The following is a 17,530-nucleotide window of genomic DNA, read 5'->3' on the forward strand; positions in this document are numbered from 1 at the left end:
CCCATGCCCGAGCACGCGGCGGCACCGACACCGCGGACGGACAACGGCAGCGACGACAATACGGAGACCATCACCGCGTCCCCCGCCGCCCGCCGCACCGGCCTCCTCGTCACCTTCGTCCTCGGCGGCCTCACCGCGACGCCCCCGCTCGCCATGGACATGTACCTCCCGTCGCTGCCGGAGGTCACCCGGTCCCTGCACGCGCCCGCCGCCACCGTCCAGCTCACCCTCACCGCGTGCCTGCTGGGCATGGCCCTCGGGCAGCTGGTCGTCGGGCCGATGAGCGACCGCTGGGGCCGGCGCCGGCCGCTGCTGATCGGCCTCGCCGTGAACCTCGTCGCGACCGCCCTGTGCGCCCTCGCCCCGAACGTCGAGACGCTGGTCGCCTTCCGGCTCATCCAGGGCCTCGCGGGCGCGGCCGGCATCGTCATCGCGCGAGCCGTCGTACGCGACCTCTACGACGGTGTCGCCATGGCCCGCTTCTTCTCCACCCTGATGCTGATCTCCGGGGTCGCGCCGGTCGTGGCGCCGCTGATCGGCGGGCAGATCCTGCGGGTGACCGACTGGCGCGGGGTGTTCCTGGTGCTCACTGTGATCGGGGCGCTGCTCGGCGCGCTGGTCTGGCTGCGGCTGCCCGAGACGCTGCCGCCCACCGAACGCCACGGCGGGGGAGTGCGGCACGCGCTGTCCTCGATGCGGGCGCTCCTCGCCGATCTGCCCTTCACCGGCTACATGCTGGCCGGCGGCTTCGCCTTCGCCGCGCTGTTCGCCTACATATCCGCCTCGCCCTTCGTCATCCAGGAGATCTACGGCGCCTCCCCGCAGACCTTCAGCCTGCTGTTCGGCCTCAACTCGGTCGGCCTGGTGGTCGCCGGGCAGATCAACGGCAAGGTGCTGGTCGGCCGGGTCAGCCTGGACAAGGTGCTGGCCGCCGGGCTCGCGGTGATCACCCTCGCCGCGACCGCGCTGCTGCTGATGTCCACCGGCGTCTTCGGCGAGGTGGGGCTCGCGCCCATCGCCGCCGCGCTGTTCGTCCTGATGTCCGCGATGGGCCTGGCCATGCCCAACGCCCAGACCCTCGCCCTGCTGCGCACCAAGCACGCCGCCGGATCCGCGTCCGCGCTGCTCGGCACCTCCTCCTTCCTCGTCGGCGCGGTCGCCTCGCCGCTCGTCGGGATCGCCGGTGAGCACACCGCCGTCCCGATGGCCGTCGTCCAACTGGCGGCCGCACTGGTCGCGGGGGCCTGCTTCGTGGGAATGTGCCGTCCCTGGAACACGCGGGAGAACGCCCGTGCGGGGTCGGAAGGAGACGAGAGCTGAGCGCACCGAGACTGCGCGCCGACACACCACAGCGGGCCGGGCTGGCCCCGGGCGCGCTCGGGCACCTGGTCGCCGAGGTGCGCGCCCGCACCGCCGGGCCGCGGCCCTGGGCGCCCGGCGCGGTCGTGCTGGCCGGGCGCGGACCCGTGATCGCCGTGGCCGAGGCGGCGGGCTGGGCCGTCCGCTACTCCTCCTACGACCCGCGCACCGACACCGGCGTCGAACTGCGGCCCGAGGACCGGGTGCCGGTCACCGTCGACACCCCCTTCGACCTGGCCTCCCTGACCAAGCTGTTCACCTCGGTCGCGGCCGTGCAGCAGATCGAGCGCGGCACGCTGGGCATGGACGCCCCAGTGGGCCACTATCTGCCGGAGTTCCGGACCCTGTCCGAACATCGGGTCACGGTACGGCAGTTGCTCACTCACACCTCCGGGCTGCGCCCCGAACTCCCTTTGTACGACTGCCCGGACCGCGCCGCCCGGCTGACGATGCTGCGTGCCGAGGCGCCGTCCGGGCCGCCCGGCACCTACCGCTACTCGGACCTGAACATGCTGCTCCTCCAGTTCGTCCTGGAGCGCGTCACCGGCCGGACCCTCGATGTCCTCGTGCGCAACGGCATCACCCGGCCGCTCGGCATGACCGCGACCGGGTTCGGGCCCTGTCCGGGGGCGGCGGCGACAGAGGACCAGTGGCGGCCGTGGGCCAAGGCCGACCGGGGGATGCTGCGGGGGGTCGTGCACGACGAGAACGCCTGGGCCCTCGGCGGCGTCGCGGGGCACGCGGGCCTCTTCTCCACCGCCCGCGACCTCGCCGTCTTCTGCCGCACCCTGCTCGCCGGCGGCTCCTACGGCCCCGCCCGCATCCTCGCCCCCGACTTCACCGACCTCCTCCTCACCCGGCCCGGCCTCGGCTTCGCCCTCGACCAGCCCTGGTTCATGGGCGCCCTCTCCGGCCGCGGCGCCGCGGGCCACACCGGCTTCACCGGCACGTCCCTGGTCCTCGACCGGGCGACGGACACGTTCGTGGTCCTGCTGGCGAACACGGTCCACCCACGCCGCCGCCCGGCGGACAGCGCCCCGAGGGCGGCGATCGCGACATGGCTGGCGCGGGCGGTGGTGTGAGGGAGCGGCCGCTACCGGCGGATGCCGTGCGGTACCGGCCCGGATGCCGTGCGGTACCGGTTCGGATGGCGGGCGACAGCGGCCCGGAAGCCGGGCGGCAGCGGTCCGGGCGCCGAACGCTACCGATTCGGGTGCCGGGTGCCGAGCGGTACCGGTCCAGGGGACGAGCGACGGCGGTTTGGGCGCCGGGCGATGCCGGATCGGGTGCCGGGCGACAGCGGTCCGGGTGCCGAGGGTCGGCCGGTTCGGGTGTCGGGGGGCGGTCGCTCCTGGAGTCCGGGGTCGGCCGGTTCGGGTGTCGGGGGGCGGCGGGTTCTGGAGCCCGGGGGCGGCCGGTTCTGGAGACCGGCGTCGGCCGGTCCGTCGTTCCCGGTGCGCGCCATAGAATCTCCAGGTGACCGCCCCCGTACCACCGGCCGAAGTTCTCCGCCGGAGCCTCGCCGAGATGCTCGACGGAGTTCCGCCCAGTCAGGCCGCCGGCGCCGTCGAGCGGCTCATCGCCGCCTATCGCGGCGACACCCCGACCCACGCGCCGATCCTCCGCGACCGCGCCGATGTCGCCGCCTACGCCGCCTACCGGATGCCGGCCACCTTCGAGGCCGTGCGCTCGGCCCTCGGGGCGTTCGCCGATGCCGTGCCCGGGTGGGTTCCCGGCAGCCATGTGGACATCGGCGGCGGCACCGGCGCCGCGACCTGGGCGGTCACCGACACCTGGGCCGGTACCCGCCCGGTGACCGTCCTCGACTGGGCCGAGCCCGCGCTCGCCCTCGGCCGGGAGCTGGCCGCCGCCAACCCGGCCCTGGCCGGCGCCCGCTGGCAGCGCGCCCGCATCGGCTCCGGGCTCGACCTGGAACCCGCCGACCTGCTCACGGTGTCGTACGTCCTCAACGAGCTGACCGAGTCCGACCGCACCGCGCTCGTCGACGCCGCCGCGGCCGCCGCGCGGAGCGTGGTGATCGTGGAGGCCGGCACGCCCGCCGGGTACGCCCGGGTCATCGAGGCCCGCGACCGGCTGATCCGCGCCGGGTTCGAGATCGCCGCGCCCTGCCCGCACAGCGCCGCCTGCCCGATCGCCCCCGGCACCGACTGGTGCCACTTCTCCGCCCGCGTCCCCCGCTCCTCCCTGCACCGCAGGGTCAAGGGCGGCTCCCTGGCCTACGAGGACGAGAAGTTCTCCTACGTCGCCGCCACCCGCGTGCCCGCCGAGCCCGCCCCCGCCCGCGTCGTACGCCGCCCCCAGATCCGCAAGGGCCAGGTCCTCCTCGACCTGTGCGAAGCGGACGAGGAACTGCGCCGTACGACGATCACCAAACGCCACGGCGACCTGTACAAGGCGGCCCGCGACACGGACTGGGGCTCCGCCTGGCCCCCGGAATCCGCGCTGTGAGGTACGTCTCGTCCGATTCCCCCCGTATCCACCTGCCGCCCCCCGAAGCGCACGAAGGTGGGACCATGAGGCATGCTGTCCGCACACCAGCGAGGCAAGGGGATAGATGAGCGGCACGTTCGGCGGCCGGAGCGACCGGCAGGGCAAACTCTCCCGATGGCTGCGCGGACGCCGCCCGAAGGAAGCCGCCGCCGTCGACGACGGCGGGCGTGAGGCCCTGCTGCTCGCCGCCGCCGAGGCCGGGCTTCCGCTCGCGCCGGCCGCGTACCCCGCGCCCGGCTACCGATGTTCCTGCGACCGCGTGGGCTGCCCCACCCCGGCCCGGCACCCCGTGTCGTTCGCCTGGCAGACGCAGTCCACGATCGACCGCCCCCAGATCGAGCGCTGGGCCCGGCACCAGCCGCAGGCCAACTTCATCACCGCGACCGGCATGGTCCACGACGTCCTGGACGTGCCCGCGCAGGCCGGCCGGGAGGCGCTGGACCGGCTGCTCGGCCAGGGCGTCGAGGTGGGGCCGGTCGCCGAGAGCGACGACGGCCGGATGCTGTTCTTCACCCTCACCCGGGGCACCCCCGAGGACGAGGACGAATGGTGGCCCTGCGAGCTGGACTGCCACCCCGAGACGATGGCCGAGCACCCCGGTCTGCGCTGGCACTGCCGGGGCTCCTACGTCCTCGTCCCCCCGGCCCGGCTGCCCGGCGACGACGACCGGCAGGTCCGCTGGCTGCGCGGCCCGGAGCATCCGCTGCCCGAGCCGCTGACCCTGCTGGAATCCCTCACCGACGCCTGCGCCCGGCACGCCGCCGGGGAATCCGCCCCCGACCTGGGCCGGCCCTGGCCGCTGCACAACTGAGGTCCCGGGCCAAGGGCCTCCTGATCCGGGAGAAAGGCCCTACTCGCCCTTCGCCCCCGTCACCCCGTTCACCTTCGCCACGATCGACACCGCCCCCTTGCCCGCCGGGTCGAGGGCGGCCTGCCCGGCCACCGACTCCAGCGTGAGGGACTGGTGGATCTCGCCCGTCGTGAGGGCCTGTACGGCCTTGCTGGGCGTCGGCACCGAGGTGTTCGCGGCGGCGGTCTCCTTCTCGTAGTGGTGCGTGCTGAAGAAGACCAGCGCACCGCCGTCCGCCGTGCGCAGCGCCAGCGGGGCGTAGTCGCCACGGATCAGCGGCTGGTCGATGTACTGGCGCACCAGCCCCGGCTTACGGGTCTGGCCCTGGCGGTAGGCGCGCAGCTCACTGGTGTTCGGCCCGTCGGCGAACGCCGTGCCGCCCTTTTTCAGGTAGTTGACGTACGAGCGGCTCAAGTCGTCCGGTGCCACGGCCAGTTGGGCCGAGGAGGCGGGCACCGCCTCGCCCCACCCGTCCTTGTCCTTCTTGAACTGCGGTACGGCGCCCGGCGCCGCCAGCGTCAGATACGCCACCCGCCACCGCTCACCCAGGTCCGCCCGGGTGAACACCAGCAACCAGCGGTAGTTACCGGCCTTGTTGCCCCGCGCGTCCGCGAGGAACCAGCGGGGCCAGCCCGCCTTCTTCGGGATCGTGATCTTCACGTCCGACAGCTTCAGCGGTACGTGACTCGCGTTGCCGGACGGGCTGTTGACGTGCCCCGCCTTCAGCCGGGCGGCGTCGATGTCGGCGAGCGGCCCGGTGACATAGGGCGCGTCGAGCGAACTGTCGTACGCCTTGTCGGCCTTGTTGTACGCGTCGGTGAAAGCGGCCACCGCCTTCGCGGCCTCCGCCCGGGTGGCGCCGGGCAGCACCGTACGCTCCCCGTGCACCACCACGCACCCGCTCGCCGTGCAGGACAAGGCGGTCAGTGCGGCCGCTATCAGTGCGTTCCGCTCACGCCGGCGAAGCCGTCGAGGGCTGCGTTCCCTGGTCATCGGGCTCCTTCACCTTCCCCTTCCCGGAGGCGAACCCTACCGGGGCGAGGAACACCGTGAGCACCGGGACCAAGTACAGGGCCCAGACCGTGACCTGGACGACCGTCGGGTCCGGCTGGAAGTTGAACACGCCCTTCAGGAGCGTGCCGTACCAGCTGTCCGGCTCGACGGTGTCGCTGATGTCGAAGGCCAGGTGGGTGAGGCCGGGGACCCAGCCGGCCTCCTGGAGGTCGTGGAAGCCGTACGCCAGCACGCCCGCCGCGACCACGACCAGCATGCCGCCGGTCCAGGTGAAGAACTTCGCCAGGTTGATGCGCAGCGCGCCCCGGTAGAACAGCCAGCCCAGTACCACCGCCGTGGCGAGACCGAGGGCGACGCCGATCAGCGGGCGCGGGGTGCCGTCCCCGGCCGCGTGCACCGAGGCCCACACGAACAGCGCGGTCTCCAGGCCCTCCCGGCCGACCGCGAGGAACGCCGTGGCGACCAGCGCGCCGGTGCCCATCGCGAGCGCCGCGTCCAGCTTGCCGTGCAGCTCGGACTTCAGATGCCGGGCGGTGCGCCGCATCCAGAACACCATCCAGGTCACCAGGCCCACCGCGAGGATCGACAGCGAGCCGCCGAGCGCCTCCTGCGCCTGGAACGTCATCTCCTGGGAGCCGAATTCGAGCGCGCAGCCGAAGCCGAGGGCCAGCGCGATCGCGACGGCGATGCCGGTCCAGATGGGCCGCAGGGCGTCCCGGCGGCCGGTCTTGACCAGATACGCGATCAGGATGCAGACGACGAGCGACGCCTCAAGACCTTCCCGCAGGCCGATCAGGTAGTTGGAGAACACGGCTACGCCTCCTTCGAGAACAGTGAACGGCCCCACCAGTCGGCGGCGTCCCGGACGCCCGGCGGGACGGCGAAGACCGCGGAACCCACATGCTGGATGTACTCGCCCAGCGCGTCGTGCGCGGACAGCTTGCGCTGGAGCGGGATGAAGCCGTGGCGCACATCGCGCTGGTAGGCCAGGAAGAACAGGCCCGCGTCCAGCCGGCCGAGGCCGTCGGTGCCGTCGGTGAAGGAGTAGCCGCGGCGCAGGATGGTGATCCCGGAGTTGGCGTCCGGGTGCGCGAGCCGTACGTGCGCGGTGGGCTTCATCGCCTTCAGGAACGGCGCGTCGTGCTCACCCGCCCTGCCGACCGGCGCGCCCTCGCGCTTGTCCCGCCCGAACACGTCCTCCTGCTCCTGGAGCGAGGTGCGGTCCCAGGTCTCGATGTTCATCCGGATGCGCCGGGCGACCAGGTACGAGCCGCCGCTCATCCAGTCCGGGCCGTCGCCGTCGCCGACCCACACATGCTTCGTCAGCCGGTCGGTCTCGGTGCCCGCGATGTTGCGGGTGCCGTCCTTGAAGCCGAACAGGTTGCGCGGGGTCTGCGCGTCCGGGGTGGTCGAGGAGGTCTTGCCGAAGCCGAGCTGGGACCAGCGCACGGCGACCTTGCCGAAGCCGATCCGGGCGAGGTTGCGGATGGCGTGCACGGCGACCTGGGGGTCGTCCGCACAGGCCTGGACGCACAGATCGCCGCCGGTGCGGGTCTTCTCCAGGTTGTCGCCGGGGAACTCGGGCAGGTCGACGAGGGCTTCGGGCCGCTTGCCGCGCAGCCCGAACCGGTCGAAGAGGGAGGGGCCGAAGCCGATGGTCAGGGTCAGCCGGCAGGGGGTGAGGCCCAGCGCCTCGCCGGTGTCGTCCGGCGGGGCCTCGGGGAGCCCGCCGTAGGCGCCCTCGCCGACCGGCCTGCCCGCGGTCATCCGGCGGGCCGCGGCCGTCCAGTCCTTCAGCAGCTGGACGAACTCCTCGCGGTCGTCCGTCTTCACATCGAACGCGGCGAAGTGCAGCCGGTCCTGGACGGGTGTCGCGATGCCCGCCTGGTGGGCGCCGTGGAACTCCACCGCGCCCCCGGACCCGGCCGCGTCCGCCGTGCCGGACCCCGCGTCGGTCAGCGCCACCGCGCCCCCGGCCGCCACGGCCCCGAGCGCGATCCCGGCGCCGCCCCAGCCGATCAGCGCACGGCGCGAGGGGCGGCGGCTCTCCTCAACCTCCGTCATCTGCCCGGCCCTTGCTTACTTCACGACCGCGGCGGCGAGCTTCGACAGCGGCTCGGCGAGCGCGTTCACCGCGTCCGACAGCTCCTTGCGCTGGGTCTCGGTGACCTTGTCGTAGGAGACGAAGTCGTACGACGCCTGGTCCGAGCGGTAGCCGTCCAGCACCTTGTCCAGCGCGGTGAACTGCTTGTCCAGCTCCTTGGTGAGCGCCGGGTCGTTCTTGACGGCGACCGGCTTCAGCAGCTCGTACGACTTCTGCGCGCCCTCGACGTTGCCCTTGAAGTCGGCCAGGTCGGTGTGCGAGTAGCGGTCCTCCTCACCGGTGACCTTGCCGGTGGCGACCTCGTCCAGCAGCTCCTTGGCGCCGTTGGCCATGGACGTCGGGGTGATCTCGGCCTTGCCGACCCGCCGCTGCCAGTCCTTGAGGTCGCTCACCAGCTGGTCGGCGAGGGTCTTCTCCTCGGCGCCGATCTTCTTGTCGGCCCACAGGGCCTTCTCAAGGCGGTGCCAGCCGGTCCACTTCTGGCCCTTCTCCAGGCCGTCGGCGCGGGTGTCGGTCTTCGGGTCGATGTCACCGAAGGACTCCGCGACCGGCTCGGTGCGCTCCCAGCCCAGACGCGAGGGGGCGTACGCCTTCTTGGCGGCGTCGAGGTCGCCGGCCTTGATCGCGTCGGCGAACTTCTGGGCGAGCGGCACCGTGGCGTCGGCCTGGTCCTGCGCGTACTGCCGGTACTCGGCGACCGCCTGGTCCAGCTTCGGGTCCCGCTTCGCCGCCGCCGAGCCGCCGGTGACGGTGAGCTTCTGCCGGACGCCGTGGCCCTTCATGCCGGGGCGGCAGGCTATCTCGTACGACCCCGCCTTCACCTCGGCGGTCAGCGTGTACTTGGTGCCCGGGCCGATGTTCTCCTTCTCGGAGACGATCCGGTCGTCCGGGAAGAGGATCTCCACCTCGGTGGCCTTGGCGCCCTTGTTCTCTATCTTCAGGGTGACCTGTCCGGCCGGGACCGACGTGGCGGAGGTGTCGCACGTCGAGTCCGCGGCGGTGACCTGGATGGCGTCGCCGTCCTTGGCCTCGCTCTTGGCGGTGCAGGCCGAGAGGGCGGTCAGTGCGGCCGCGGTGACGGCGGCGATGACGGTCGGACGGACGGCACGCATGCGGACTCCCTGACGATCCAGTGTGGTGAGGCTGCCCTAACTTACCTGAGCCTTACCCTTCTCATACCCTCCGGGTGCGTGATCCGGATCTCACGGCGTACGGCGCGGGCCGACGACGACGCCCGTGCCGCGGGGATGGGGGAACACCTCCACCGGGTGCTCGTACACCTCGGACAACAGCGGCTCGGTGAACACCTCCGCCGGTGGGCCCGCCGCCGCGATCCGGCCGCCGCGCAGGACGACCACCCGGTGCGCGTAGGCCGCCGCGAGCGCCAGATCGTGCAGCACGACCACCACCGCGTCCCCGGCCCGCGCCCGCTCCCGGCACAGCCGCAGCACCGCCTCCTGGTGCTTGAGGTCGAGCGCGGCGGTCGGCTCGTCGAGCAGCAGCAGCGGGGCGCGCTGGGCCAGCACCCGGGCCAGCGCGACCCGGGCCCGCTCGCCGCCGCTGAGCGCGCCGAACGGCCGCCTGGCGAACCCGGTGACCTCGGTCGCCGCCATCGCCTCCGCGACGGCGAGGTCGTCCTCGGCGGGCGAGGCCGCGTGCGGCGCCCGGCCCATCCGCACGACCTCCGCCACACTGAACGGGAAGGCCAGCGCCGCCGACTGCGGCAACACCGCCCGGCGCAGCGCGAGTTCGGCCGCCGTCCACCCGGCGACCGGGCGGCCGTGCAGTCGTACGACACCCCCGGCGGCCGGGACGTCCCCCGCGAGGGCGCCCAACAGGGTGGACTTTCCGGCCCCGTTGGGCCCGACGAGCGCCAGCACCTCACCGGCGCGGGCGTGCACGTCGACCCCCTTGAGCACCGGCCCGGCGCCCAGTCGTACCTGAAGGCCCTCGGTCTCGGCGAGCACCGCACCAGGGGCGGTGGGAGCGGGCGGGGCGGGACGGCGGCGCAGCCGGGTCCGGGCCCGGTCGAACAGGGCGCTCATGCCCAACCCCCTTGCCTGCGCCGGGTCCTGCGCAGCAGCAGGAAGAAGAACGGGCTGCCGATCAGGGCGGTCAGCACGCCGAGGGGCAGCTCGGCCGGGGCGGCGGCGGTGCGCGCGACCAGATCGGCGGCGAGCAGTACCAGTGCGCCGAGCAGGGCGCTGCCCGGCACCAGGAAGCGATGGCCGGGACCCGCCATCATCCGCAGCAGATGCGGGACGACCAGGCCGACGAAGCCGATGATCCCCGCGACACTGACCGCCGCCGCCGTCAGCAGCGCGATCACCAGGACCAGGACGAGGCGCAGCCGCTCCACGTCCACGCCCAGATGCCGGGCCGGGCGTTCGCCCAGCGCCAGCAGGTCCAGCCGGCGCGCGTACAGCGGCGCGACGCCGAGGCCGAGCAGTGCGCAGGGCAGCACCGCGAGCACCTTCGGCCAGGTCGCCTGGGACAGCGAGCCGAGCTGCCAGAAGGTGATCTGGTTCACGGCGGCGGTGTCCGCGAAGAAGAGGAACAGACCGATCAGCGCGCCCCCGAAGGCGTTCACCGCGATCCCGGTGAGGATCAGCGTCACCACCTCGGTACGGCCGCCGGAGCGGGACATGGCGTAGACGAGCAGCACCGTGCCGAGACCGGAGCAGAAGGCGAGGACCGGCACGGTCCACATCCCGAGGAAGTCCAGGCCGAACGCGATCGCGGCGACCGCGCCCACCGCGGCTCCCGAGGAGACGCCGATGACGCCCGGTTCGGCGAGCGGATTGCCGAACACGCCCTGCATCAGCGCCCCCGCGCAGCCCAGCGAGGCGCCGACCAGCAGCGCCAGTACGATCCTCGGGAACCGCACGTTCCACAGCACCGATTCGGCGACCTGGTCCAGTGCCGTCCCGCCCAGGTGCGCTCGGTGCAGCACCGAGCCGAGCACGTCGGCGACCGGGATCGGGTAGGCGCCGAGGCCCGCGGCCAGGGGCACCAGGACCAGCAGGGCGAGGATCAGGGCGGCGGTCAGCAGCCAGGCGGTGCCGCGCCGCCGGGCGGGGGCCGGGGCGGGCGCCGTACGCCCGGCCGGTTTGTCGAGCACGGTCACTTGTCCCCGCCCCCGTAGAGCTGGCGCACCACGGTCGCCAGCACCTGGTCGGTGCGCGGCCCGTAGTTCAGCAGCACCCCGTCCTCGACGGAGACGACCCTGCGGTGCATCCCGGCCGGCGTCTCGGCGACTCCCGGGATCTTCACCAGCCCGTCGACGCCGCCCACGGACTCAAGTCCCTTGGTCATCACCAGGATCGCGTCCGGCGCGGCCTTGGCGAGCGCCTCGGCGGTGATGGCGGTGAAGTCCTTGGTCAGCCCGGACGCGGCCCCGGCGTCCACCGCTCCGGCGGCTTCGAGCAGCGAGGTCGCGCCGGAGTCCTTGCCGCCGATGAGATAGACGGAGGCCGAGCCGCGCAGATAGAGGAACGCGACCCGGGGCTTGTCCTTGTGCGCCGGAATCTCCTTGCGCACGGCGGCGATCCGCGCCTCCGAGCGCTGGGCCAGTTCCTTCCCGGCGGCCGGGACGCCCAGGGCGCGGGCCACGGTCTCGATGCGCGGGCTCACATCGGACAGGCCCTTGGCCGGGGCGACGACGAGCACCGGGACCCCGGCCGCGCGGATCTGGCCGACGGCCTCGGCGGGCCCGGACGTGGTCTCGGCGATGACCAGATCGGGCTTCAGGGACAGCACGCTCTCGGCGGAGACATCGTGGTTGCGGGTGACGACCGGGAGCTTCGCCGCCTGCTGGAAGGTGGCGGTGATGTCCCGCGCGACGACCCGCTCACCCAGCCCGAGGGTGAACACGATCTCGCTGAGGCTGCCGGACAGCGGCACGATCCGGCGCGCCTCGCGCACGGTCACCTTCCGCCCGTCGGCCGAGTCGACGGTGACCGGCAGCCGCGGCACCGGGGTGTCCTTCAGCGGCTCCACCCGGTCGGCCGCGGCGGCCGCGGAGTTCGCCGGGGCCCCCGTGGCGGCCTTCGGGGAGCCTCCGCATCCGGTGGCGCCCGCGAGGAGTACGGCCAAGGACATCAGTGTCCCCGCCAGTTGTGTGCGGAACCGTCTCACGGCCTCGTCCCGTTCCCTTCGGTCGACATCTTGATCCCCCGGGCGAAGTTTAGGTTAGCCTTACCTTAGTTCGCTACCGGCCGTCGTTTCCGGAGGATTCCCATGCCCGCGCGCCTTCGTGCCCTGGTCACCGTGGTGTGCACGGCCGTCCTGGGAGCCCTGCTGCTCCCGGCCGGTACCGCGCACGCCGCGAGCCGTACCGTGCAAGGGGGACGGCTCGACTGGGGAGTGAAATCCTCCTTCCAGAGCTATGTCACCGGGCCCATAGCCAATGGCGGTTACTCCCTCAGCGGGGGCGCGGGCACCGTGGGCAGCAGCCAGTTCCGCTTCCCCTCGGCGACCGGCAGCTACGACGGCGACACCGGGAGACTCGGCGCCTCCTTCGCCGGCGGGGTCCGCTTCGTCGGCCACCGGGCGAGCGGCGGCGGCTATCAGCTCGACCTCACCCTCAGCCGCCCCACCGTCCGGATCTCCGGTACCACCGGCACGCTCTATCTGGACGTCACCGGCAAGGCGAAGGGCACCGGGGCGGTCACGGCGTCCACACAGGTGCCCTTCGCCTCCCTCTCGCTGCGCGGTGTCGACATGCGCGGCGCGGGCGGCCAGGTCGTCCTGAACAATGTGCCCGCCACCCTCACCGCGCAGGGCGCCACGTCCTTCGCCGGGTACTACACCGCCGGGACCGCGCTGGACCCGGTGAGCCTCGCGGTCGACGTCGAGCCCGCGGGTTCACCCTCGCCCACCCCGTCCAAGACCGCCGAGCACAAGAAGCCCGCCGCGCCCGGCGCCCTCGTGGACGGCGCCGTCGACTGGGGCGTGCGCCGCACCTTCCGCGAGTACGTCACCGGCGACATCGCCGAGGGCGCGTGGAAGCTCACCGACGGCGCCCGCGACGGCGGTGCCCTCTTCCGCTTCACGGACGGTCAGGGCACCTACTCCAAGGGCGAGTTGACCGCCCGCTTCCGGGGCGCGATCCGCTTCACCGGCAAGCACGGTCTCGACCTGCGCTTCAGCGCGGTCCAGGTCGCCGTCCACGACGGCAGGGGCACCCTCTACGCCGATGTCAGCACGGCGGACGCCACCAGCAAGAAGGTTCCTCTGGTGACCTTCACCGCCAAGGACTTCACCCCCGTCAAGGGCCTCGCCGAGCTGACGGAGGCCCCGGCGAAGCTCACCGCCGAGGGCGCCAAGGCCTTCGGCGGGATGTACCAGCCGGGCACCGCGATGGACCCCGTGTCCCTCGCCGTCGCCCTCGACGCCAAGGCCGAGCTGCCCGCCCTGCCGGACCCGGGCCGCATCACCGCCACCCCGTCGTCGCCCGCGCCCGCCGCGGCGGCCCCGGCCCGCACGAAGGCCGCCGCCACCACCGACGACGGCACCTCTGCCCTGCCCCTCACCCTCGGCGCCGCGGCCGGCGCGCTGCTGCTCGCCGCGGCCGGTGTCTACGCCCTGCGCAGGCACCGCGCCCGCCGCGCCACCGACGGCGACTGACCCCCGTCCACCGTCATTTCGACGCCCACCCCCCTTCCAAGGAGACGGAAACCACCCATGCCCGCCATCACCCCCAGACGACTCGCCCTCACCGCCGCCGTCGCCGTCACCCTCGGCTGCGGCACCCTCACCGCGACCGCCGCCTCGGCCGCCGACGTCCCCCTGACCGGCTACCAGCTGACCTGGGGCATCAAGCAGTCGTACCGCTCCTACGTCACCGGCTTCGCCCAGGGCACCTTCACCGCCACCGACGGCGCCTCGCAGGCCGCGGACAACGGCGTCTTCACCTTCACCGACGGCAAGGGGACCTACGACAGCGCCAAGCACACCGTGCACCTGGCCTTCCAGGGCACCCTCACCATCAAGTCCACGCTGCACGGGTTCACCCGGGAGATCTCCGACGTCCAGTACGACAGCGGCACCGGCGCCCTCACCGCCGACCTGGTCTCCGACGGCGGCGCCAAGCAGCAGGACGTACCGCTCGCCCAGGTCGCGGCGCCGACCGGCCCGGACATGAGCGGCCTGGCGACGACGCTCACCACCGAGGCGGGCGGCTTCCTCGGCAGCTCCTCCTACGCGGGCGCGGCCGGCGACCCGCTGACGGTGGCCGCGCCGAAGCAGACCCCGGAGCCGGAACCGACGAAGACCACGAGCCCGTCCCCGGAGCCCACGAAGACGGCGAGCCCGCAGCCGACGAAGACCACGACGCCCAAGCCCACCGACTCCCCCTCCAAGAGCCCGAGCCCGTCCGCCTCGACGGCTCCCACCAAGGGCGCCATAGCCGACGGCACGCTCGGCTGGGGCGTCAAGGAGACCTTCCGCACCTACGTCGTCAGCGGCCCGGCCCAGGGGAAGATCACCACCTCGGGCGGCGCCAAGCAGGCCTCCGGCAACGGCGCGTTCACCTTCCCGGGCGCCACCGGCAGCTACGACACCAAGGCCGGCAGCCTCTCCGCCGCCTTCAAGGGCGCGGTGAACTTCAAGGGCCACGAGGACAACGGCACGTACGGCCTCGACCTCACCCTCAGCGATCTGCACGCCGAGCTGAACCACGGCACCGGCACGCTGACCGCCGATGTCACCAGCCTCGGCAAGAAGTCCGAGGACGTGGTGCTGGCCGACCTGAAGGCCAAGTCCACCGGCCTCACCGCGAAGAACGACGTCATCACCGTGAACGACGTCACCGCCACGCTCACCGACGCGGGTGCCAAGGCGTTCAGCGGCTACTACACCAAGGGCACCGTGCTCGACCCGGTCGCCCTGTCCGTGGCCCTGACCGACGACGCCGACCTGCCCTCCGGCGACGGCGGCACGGGCACGGGCACGGGCGGGAGCACCGGCGGCTCCGGCACGGCGGGCGGCGCGGGCACGGCGGGCGGCTCCGGCACGACCGGTGAGGCCATGGGGTCCACCGTCGGCGGCGGTGGCGTGGCCGGCGGCAGCCTGGCCTCCACCGGCTCCGACGCCCCGGTCGGCGCCCTGGGCGCGGCGGCCGCGGTCGCCGTCGCGGCGGGCGCGGGCGTGGTGATCGCGGTCCGCAGGCGGCGCCCGGCGAGCGCCGAGGCGTAAGAACCCCGGCGCTAGAACCCCGGCACGAGAACCTCGGCACTAGAACCGAGGCACAAGACCGGCGGCCCGGTCCTGGACGCTCAGGACCGGGCCGTCTCGTACCCTCGGGACATCTCAAGTGCCCCGGAATCGCGGGGTGTTCCACGGCGGGGGAGGGGAGTGGGCGTGGCGGAAGCGCGCAGGGAACCGCTGGGGCCGGGGCGCCTGGTGCTGGACATCACGGACCGCCCGGACCCGCCGCCCCTGCGCTTCGAGACCGCCGCCGACGGCCGGCTGCTGCTGCGCCAGGGCGAACGGCCGCTGCTGCTCGGGCGTTCGGTCACCGGGAGCGCGCCCTGCTGCCCCGACCTGCACCTCCACCGCACCGACGGCTACCGCTCCCCGCTGCCGCCCCCGACCGCCGCCCGGCTGCGCGCCCCCGGCAACTGGCCGCACGCGTACGCCCGTCGGCTCCAGCAGGCCCCCGGCACCCCGCTCGCCGACGGCCGCTGGGAACTGGCCCTGCGCACCCGCTTCCAGCCCGGCATCTGGACCGAGGACCTGGTGCGCGAGTGGCCCGGCGGGAGCCTCGGCCTCTACTGCGGCGGCGGCTGGCACGGCGTCGTACCGCTGCGGCGGCTGTCCGCGCCGGACGCGGCCCGGGTGAAGGCGTACCGCAAGCACGCCCGCGCGGGCACGCTCGCACCCGTCCTGCTGTGGTGGGTGCCCTTCCTCGACGGCTGGCTGATCCTCGACGGCCACGACCGCGCGGTCGCCGCGCTCGCCGAGGGCGGCCCACCGGAGTGCGTGGTGCTCACCCGGCTGCCGGAGGAGGACCGGTGGCGCGCGGCGGCCGAGGAACTGGCCGAGGGCCACCGGCGGCACGAGGCGCGGCTCACCGCTGTCCCCGCACACCGGCGGACGGCCATGGAGCAGGGGTACGGCGACCTCCTGGCCGGGCTGCCCTACGAGCCCGCGGGACTCCCCACCTGGCCGCTGCCCGGCGGCGCCCGCGCCTGGGACGCGCTCGCGGCGCGCGCGGTGTTTCAATGCCCCGGTGACTGACTACGACGTACTGCGCGTCTTCTGCGCACCGCACGGCGGCTACGGCAATGAGCTGGGCGTCGTCCGCGACGGCTCCACGCTGCCCGAGCCCGCCGACCGGCAGGCGCTCGCCGCCAAACTCGGCTTCAGCGAGACCGTGTTCGTGGACGACCCCGAGCGCGGCGTGATCGACATCTACACGCCCTCCACGCGGCTGCGGTTCGCCGGATACCCGTGCGTCGGCGCCGCCTGGCTGCTGGACGTGCCCGAACTCGTCGTCCCGGCCGGGACGGTGGGCGCCCGGCAGGACGGTGAGTTCTGCTGGATCGAGGCCCGCCCGGAGTGGGCGGCGCCGCGCACCCTGCGCCGGTACGCGATCCCCGCGGAGGTCGACGCGCTCGAAGTACCTCCGCCCGGCGACTGGTTGTACGCGTGGGCCTGGGAGGACGAGGCGGCCGGGCGGATCCGCGCCCGGGGCTTCCCCGGCCGCGGCGACGGCATCGAGGAGGACGAGGCCACCGGCGCCGCCGCGCTCCAGCTCACCGGCCGCCTCGACCGCGCCCTCAACATCACCCAGGGCAAGGGATCCCAACTCCTCACCGCACCACAGCCGGCGGGCTGGGTGGAACTGGGCGGCCGGGTGTTCCTGGAGCGCTGACCCCCGGCCGGGTGCGCGCCGCGGGGCTCAGGCCGAGAGCGGGAACTCCTCGCCCAGGGCCCGGAAGACGGCCGTGTTCAGGGCGAACGCCCGCTTGCACTCGGCCGTGACGCGCTGCTTCTCCAGGTCGTCCGCCCGTATCCCGTCCAGCAGTTCCCGGTACTCGCGCTTGAAGGCGGCCGGGTTGGAGATCTCCTCGAAGACGTAGAAGCGCACCCCGGCGCCCTTCCTGGCGAAGCCCCAGGTCTTCTCCGCACGGTCGCGGATGATCTGACCGCCCGACAGGTCGCCCAGGTAGCGGGTGTAGTGGTGGGCGACGTAGCCGCCGGGCCACTCCTCGGCGCACTCGCGCACCCGGTCGGCGTACGCCCGGGTCGCGGGCAGGGCGTCCAGGCCCGCCCGCCAGTCGGCGCCCCGCAGATGCGCCAGGTCCTGCTCCAGGGCGGCGAGCCGCAGCAGTTCCGGCCGGATGAACGGACCGGCCACCGGGTCACCGGCCAGCCGCTCGGCCGCACTCTCCAGTGCCTCGTAGACGAACCACAGCTGTTCGGTGTAGCGGGCGTAGGCGTCCACGCCGAGCCGGCCGCCGAGCAGATCGCTCATGAAGGTCGAGGTCTCCGCCTCCGTGTGCTGTTCGTGGGACGCGGTGCGGATGAGGCACGAGAAAGAGTCCATGAAGCACATCCTCTAAGGTAAGCCTTACCTAAGTCAATGGCTTTGCCGACCTCATGTCGGCAACTTTCCCGACAGCGTGTCGGTAAAATCGTACAAGAGAAAACCCGCCCTCGCAGGGGCGGGTTCTCCTCGGAGCGAG

General features: G+C 73.4%; 16 protein-coding genes. 8 read left to right on the forward strand and 8 right to left on the reverse strand.

What is annotated here, in order from left to right:
* Positions 1-3: 3 nt before the first annotated feature.
* The 4 genes from AB0N90_RS07845 (at position 4) to AB0N90_RS07860 (ending at position 4,681) form a co-directional block, all read left to right on the forward strand.
* Positions 4-1,320: a multidrug effflux MFS transporter gene (locus tag AB0N90_RS07845; protein WP_365193826.1), complete on the forward strand. Its 1,317-nt coding sequence runs from the start codon at positions 4-6 to the stop codon at positions 1,318-1,320.
* Positions 1,260-2,441 (forward strand): serine hydrolase domain-containing protein, encoded by a 1,182-nt coding sequence (locus AB0N90_RS07850; RefSeq protein ID WP_365193829.1) that lies wholly within the window; start codon positions 1,260-1,262, stop codon positions 2,439-2,441. Before AB0N90_RS07845 ends, AB0N90_RS07850 begins: the two co-directional genes overlap by 61 nt.
* A gap of 394 nt (positions 2,442-2,835) precedes the next feature.
* The gene (locus AB0N90_RS07855) at positions 2,836-3,828 is read left to right on the forward strand and encodes a small ribosomal subunit Rsm22 family protein (protein WP_365193831.1); all 993 of its coding nucleotides are present in this window, start codon (positions 2,836-2,838) and stop codon (positions 3,826-3,828) included.
* Between the two features lie 106 nt (positions 3,829-3,934).
* Positions 3,935-4,681: a bifunctional DNA primase/polymerase gene (locus tag AB0N90_RS07860; protein WP_361671400.1), complete on the forward strand. Its 747-nt coding sequence runs from the start codon at positions 3,935-3,937 to the stop codon at positions 4,679-4,681.
* 39 nt (positions 4,682-4,720) lie between these two features.
* Here AB0N90_RS07860 and AB0N90_RS07865 read toward each other — a convergent pair whose 3' ends face one another.
* The 7 genes from AB0N90_RS07865 to AB0N90_RS07895 form a co-directional block, all read right to left on the reverse strand.
* On the reverse strand, positions 4,721-5,713 hold the full coding sequence (locus tag AB0N90_RS07865; RefSeq protein WP_365193834.1) for a hypothetical protein: 993 nt from the start codon (positions 5,711-5,713) through the stop codon (positions 4,721-4,723).
* Complete coding sequence (gene efeU / locus AB0N90_RS07870) at positions 5,673-6,545, reverse strand: iron uptake transporter permease EfeU (RefSeq protein WP_086808340.1); 873 nt, start codon at positions 6,543-6,545, stop codon at positions 5,673-5,675. The genes AB0N90_RS07865 and efeU overlap by 41 nt, the downstream gene beginning before the upstream one ends.
* Positions 6,546-6,547: 2 nt before the next feature.
* Complete coding sequence (gene efeB, locus AB0N90_RS07875) at positions 6,548-7,798, reverse strand: iron uptake transporter deferrochelatase/peroxidase subunit (protein ID WP_365193838.1); 1,251 nt, start codon at positions 7,796-7,798, stop codon at positions 6,548-6,550.
* A gap of 15 nt (positions 7,799-7,813) precedes the next feature.
* Positions 7,814-8,950, reverse strand: coding sequence for an iron uptake system protein EfeO (gene efeO, locus AB0N90_RS07880; RefSeq protein WP_365193840.1), 1,137 nt, complete (start codon positions 8,948-8,950; stop codon positions 7,814-7,816).
* A 90-nt stretch (positions 8,951-9,040) separates the two neighbouring features.
* Positions 9,041-9,883 (reverse strand): heme ABC transporter ATP-binding protein, encoded by an 843-nt coding sequence (locus tag AB0N90_RS07885; RefSeq protein ID WP_365193842.1) that lies wholly within the window; start codon positions 9,881-9,883, stop codon positions 9,041-9,043.
* The gene (locus tag AB0N90_RS07890) at positions 9,880-10,965 is read right to left on the reverse strand and encodes an iron ABC transporter permease (RefSeq protein WP_365193844.1); all 1,086 of its coding nucleotides are present in this window, start codon (positions 10,963-10,965) and stop codon (positions 9,880-9,882) included. Before AB0N90_RS07890 ends, AB0N90_RS07885 begins: the two co-directional genes overlap by 4 nt.
* The gene (locus tag AB0N90_RS07895; protein ID WP_361671384.1) at positions 10,962-11,939 is read right to left on the reverse strand and encodes an ABC transporter substrate-binding protein; all 978 of its coding nucleotides are present in this window, start codon (positions 11,937-11,939) and stop codon (positions 10,962-10,964) included. The genes AB0N90_RS07890 and AB0N90_RS07895 overlap by 4 nt, the downstream gene beginning before the upstream one ends.
* A gap of 138 nt (positions 11,940-12,077) precedes the next feature.
* Here AB0N90_RS07895 and AB0N90_RS07900 point away from each other — a divergent pair, with 138 nt between their 5' ends.
* The 4 genes from AB0N90_RS07900 to AB0N90_RS07915 all read left to right on the forward strand — a co-directional run bounded on the left by AB0N90_RS07900 (position 12,078) and on the right by AB0N90_RS07915 (position 16,716).
* The gene (locus AB0N90_RS07900) at positions 12,078-13,466 is read left to right on the forward strand and encodes an HtaA domain-containing protein (RefSeq protein ID WP_365193847.1); all 1,389 of its coding nucleotides are present in this window, start codon (positions 12,078-12,080) and stop codon (positions 13,464-13,466) included.
* Positions 13,467-13,523: 57 nt separating this feature from the next.
* Complete coding sequence (locus tag AB0N90_RS07905) at positions 13,524-15,035, forward strand: HtaA domain-containing protein (RefSeq protein WP_365193849.1); 1,512 nt, start codon at positions 13,524-13,526, stop codon at positions 15,033-15,035.
* 165 nt (positions 15,036-15,200) lie between these two features.
* Positions 15,201-16,079 (forward strand): hypothetical protein, encoded by an 879-nt coding sequence (locus AB0N90_RS07910; RefSeq protein WP_365193850.1) that lies wholly within the window; start codon positions 15,201-15,203, stop codon positions 16,077-16,079.
* Positions 16,072-16,716: a PhzF family phenazine biosynthesis protein gene (locus AB0N90_RS07915; RefSeq protein ID WP_365193852.1), complete on the forward strand. Its 645-nt coding sequence runs from the start codon at positions 16,072-16,074 to the stop codon at positions 16,714-16,716. Before AB0N90_RS07910 ends, AB0N90_RS07915 begins: the two co-directional genes overlap by 8 nt.
* Positions 16,717-16,743: 27 nt before the next feature.
* Here AB0N90_RS07915 and AB0N90_RS07920 read toward each other — a convergent pair whose 3' ends face one another.
* A complete protein-coding gene (locus AB0N90_RS07920; protein ID WP_361671372.1) occupies positions 16,744-17,391 on the reverse strand; it encodes a biliverdin-producing heme oxygenase in 648 nt (215 codons plus the stop codon).
* Between the last annotated feature and the right edge of the window lie 139 nt (positions 17,392-17,530).

This window comes from Streptomyces sp. NPDC093018 (assembly GCF_040684035.1).
In the GTDB taxonomy this organism is placed as follows: Bacteria; Actinomycetota; Actinomycetes; order Streptomycetales; family Streptomycetaceae; genus Streptomyces; species Streptomyces murinus.

Bases quoted from the DNA above. Each gene is read 5' to 3' on its own strand.
- efeB (WP_365193838.1), bottom strand. From the start codon at position 7,798: ATGACGGAGGTTGAGGAGAGCCGCCGCCCCTCGCGCCGTGCGCTGATC.
- AB0N90_RS07895 (WP_361671384.1), bottom strand. From the start codon at position 11,939: ATGTCCTTGGCCGTACTCCTCGCGGGCGCCACCGGATGCGGAGGCTCC.
- AB0N90_RS07865 (WP_365193834.1), bottom strand. From the start codon at position 5,713: ATGACCAGGGAACGCAGCCCTCGACGGCTTCGCCGGCGTGAGCGGAAC.
- AB0N90_RS07885 (WP_365193842.1), bottom strand. From the start codon at position 9,883: ATGAGCGCCCTGTTCGACCGGGCCCGGACCCGGCTGCGCCGCCGTCCC.
- AB0N90_RS07920 (WP_361671372.1), bottom strand. From the start codon at position 17,391: ATGGACTCTTTCTCGTGCCTCATCCGCACCGCGTCCCACGAACAGCAC.
- AB0N90_RS07900 (WP_365193847.1), top strand. From the start codon at position 12,078: ATGCCCGCGCGCCTTCGTGCCCTGGTCACCGTGGTGTGCACGGCCGTC.
- efeO (WP_365193840.1), bottom strand. From the start codon at position 8,950: ATGCGTGCCGTCCGTCCGACCGTCATCGCCGCCGTCACCGCGGCCGCA.
- AB0N90_RS07905 (WP_365193849.1), top strand. From the start codon at position 13,524: ATGCCCGCCATCACCCCCAGACGACTCGCCCTCACCGCCGCCGTCGCC.
- AB0N90_RS07860 (WP_361671400.1), top strand. From the start codon at position 3,935: ATGAGCGGCACGTTCGGCGGCCGGAGCGACCGGCAGGGCAAACTCTCC.
- AB0N90_RS07845 (WP_365193826.1), top strand. From the start codon at position 4: ATGCCCGAGCACGCGGCGGCACCGACACCGCGGACGGACAACGGCAGC.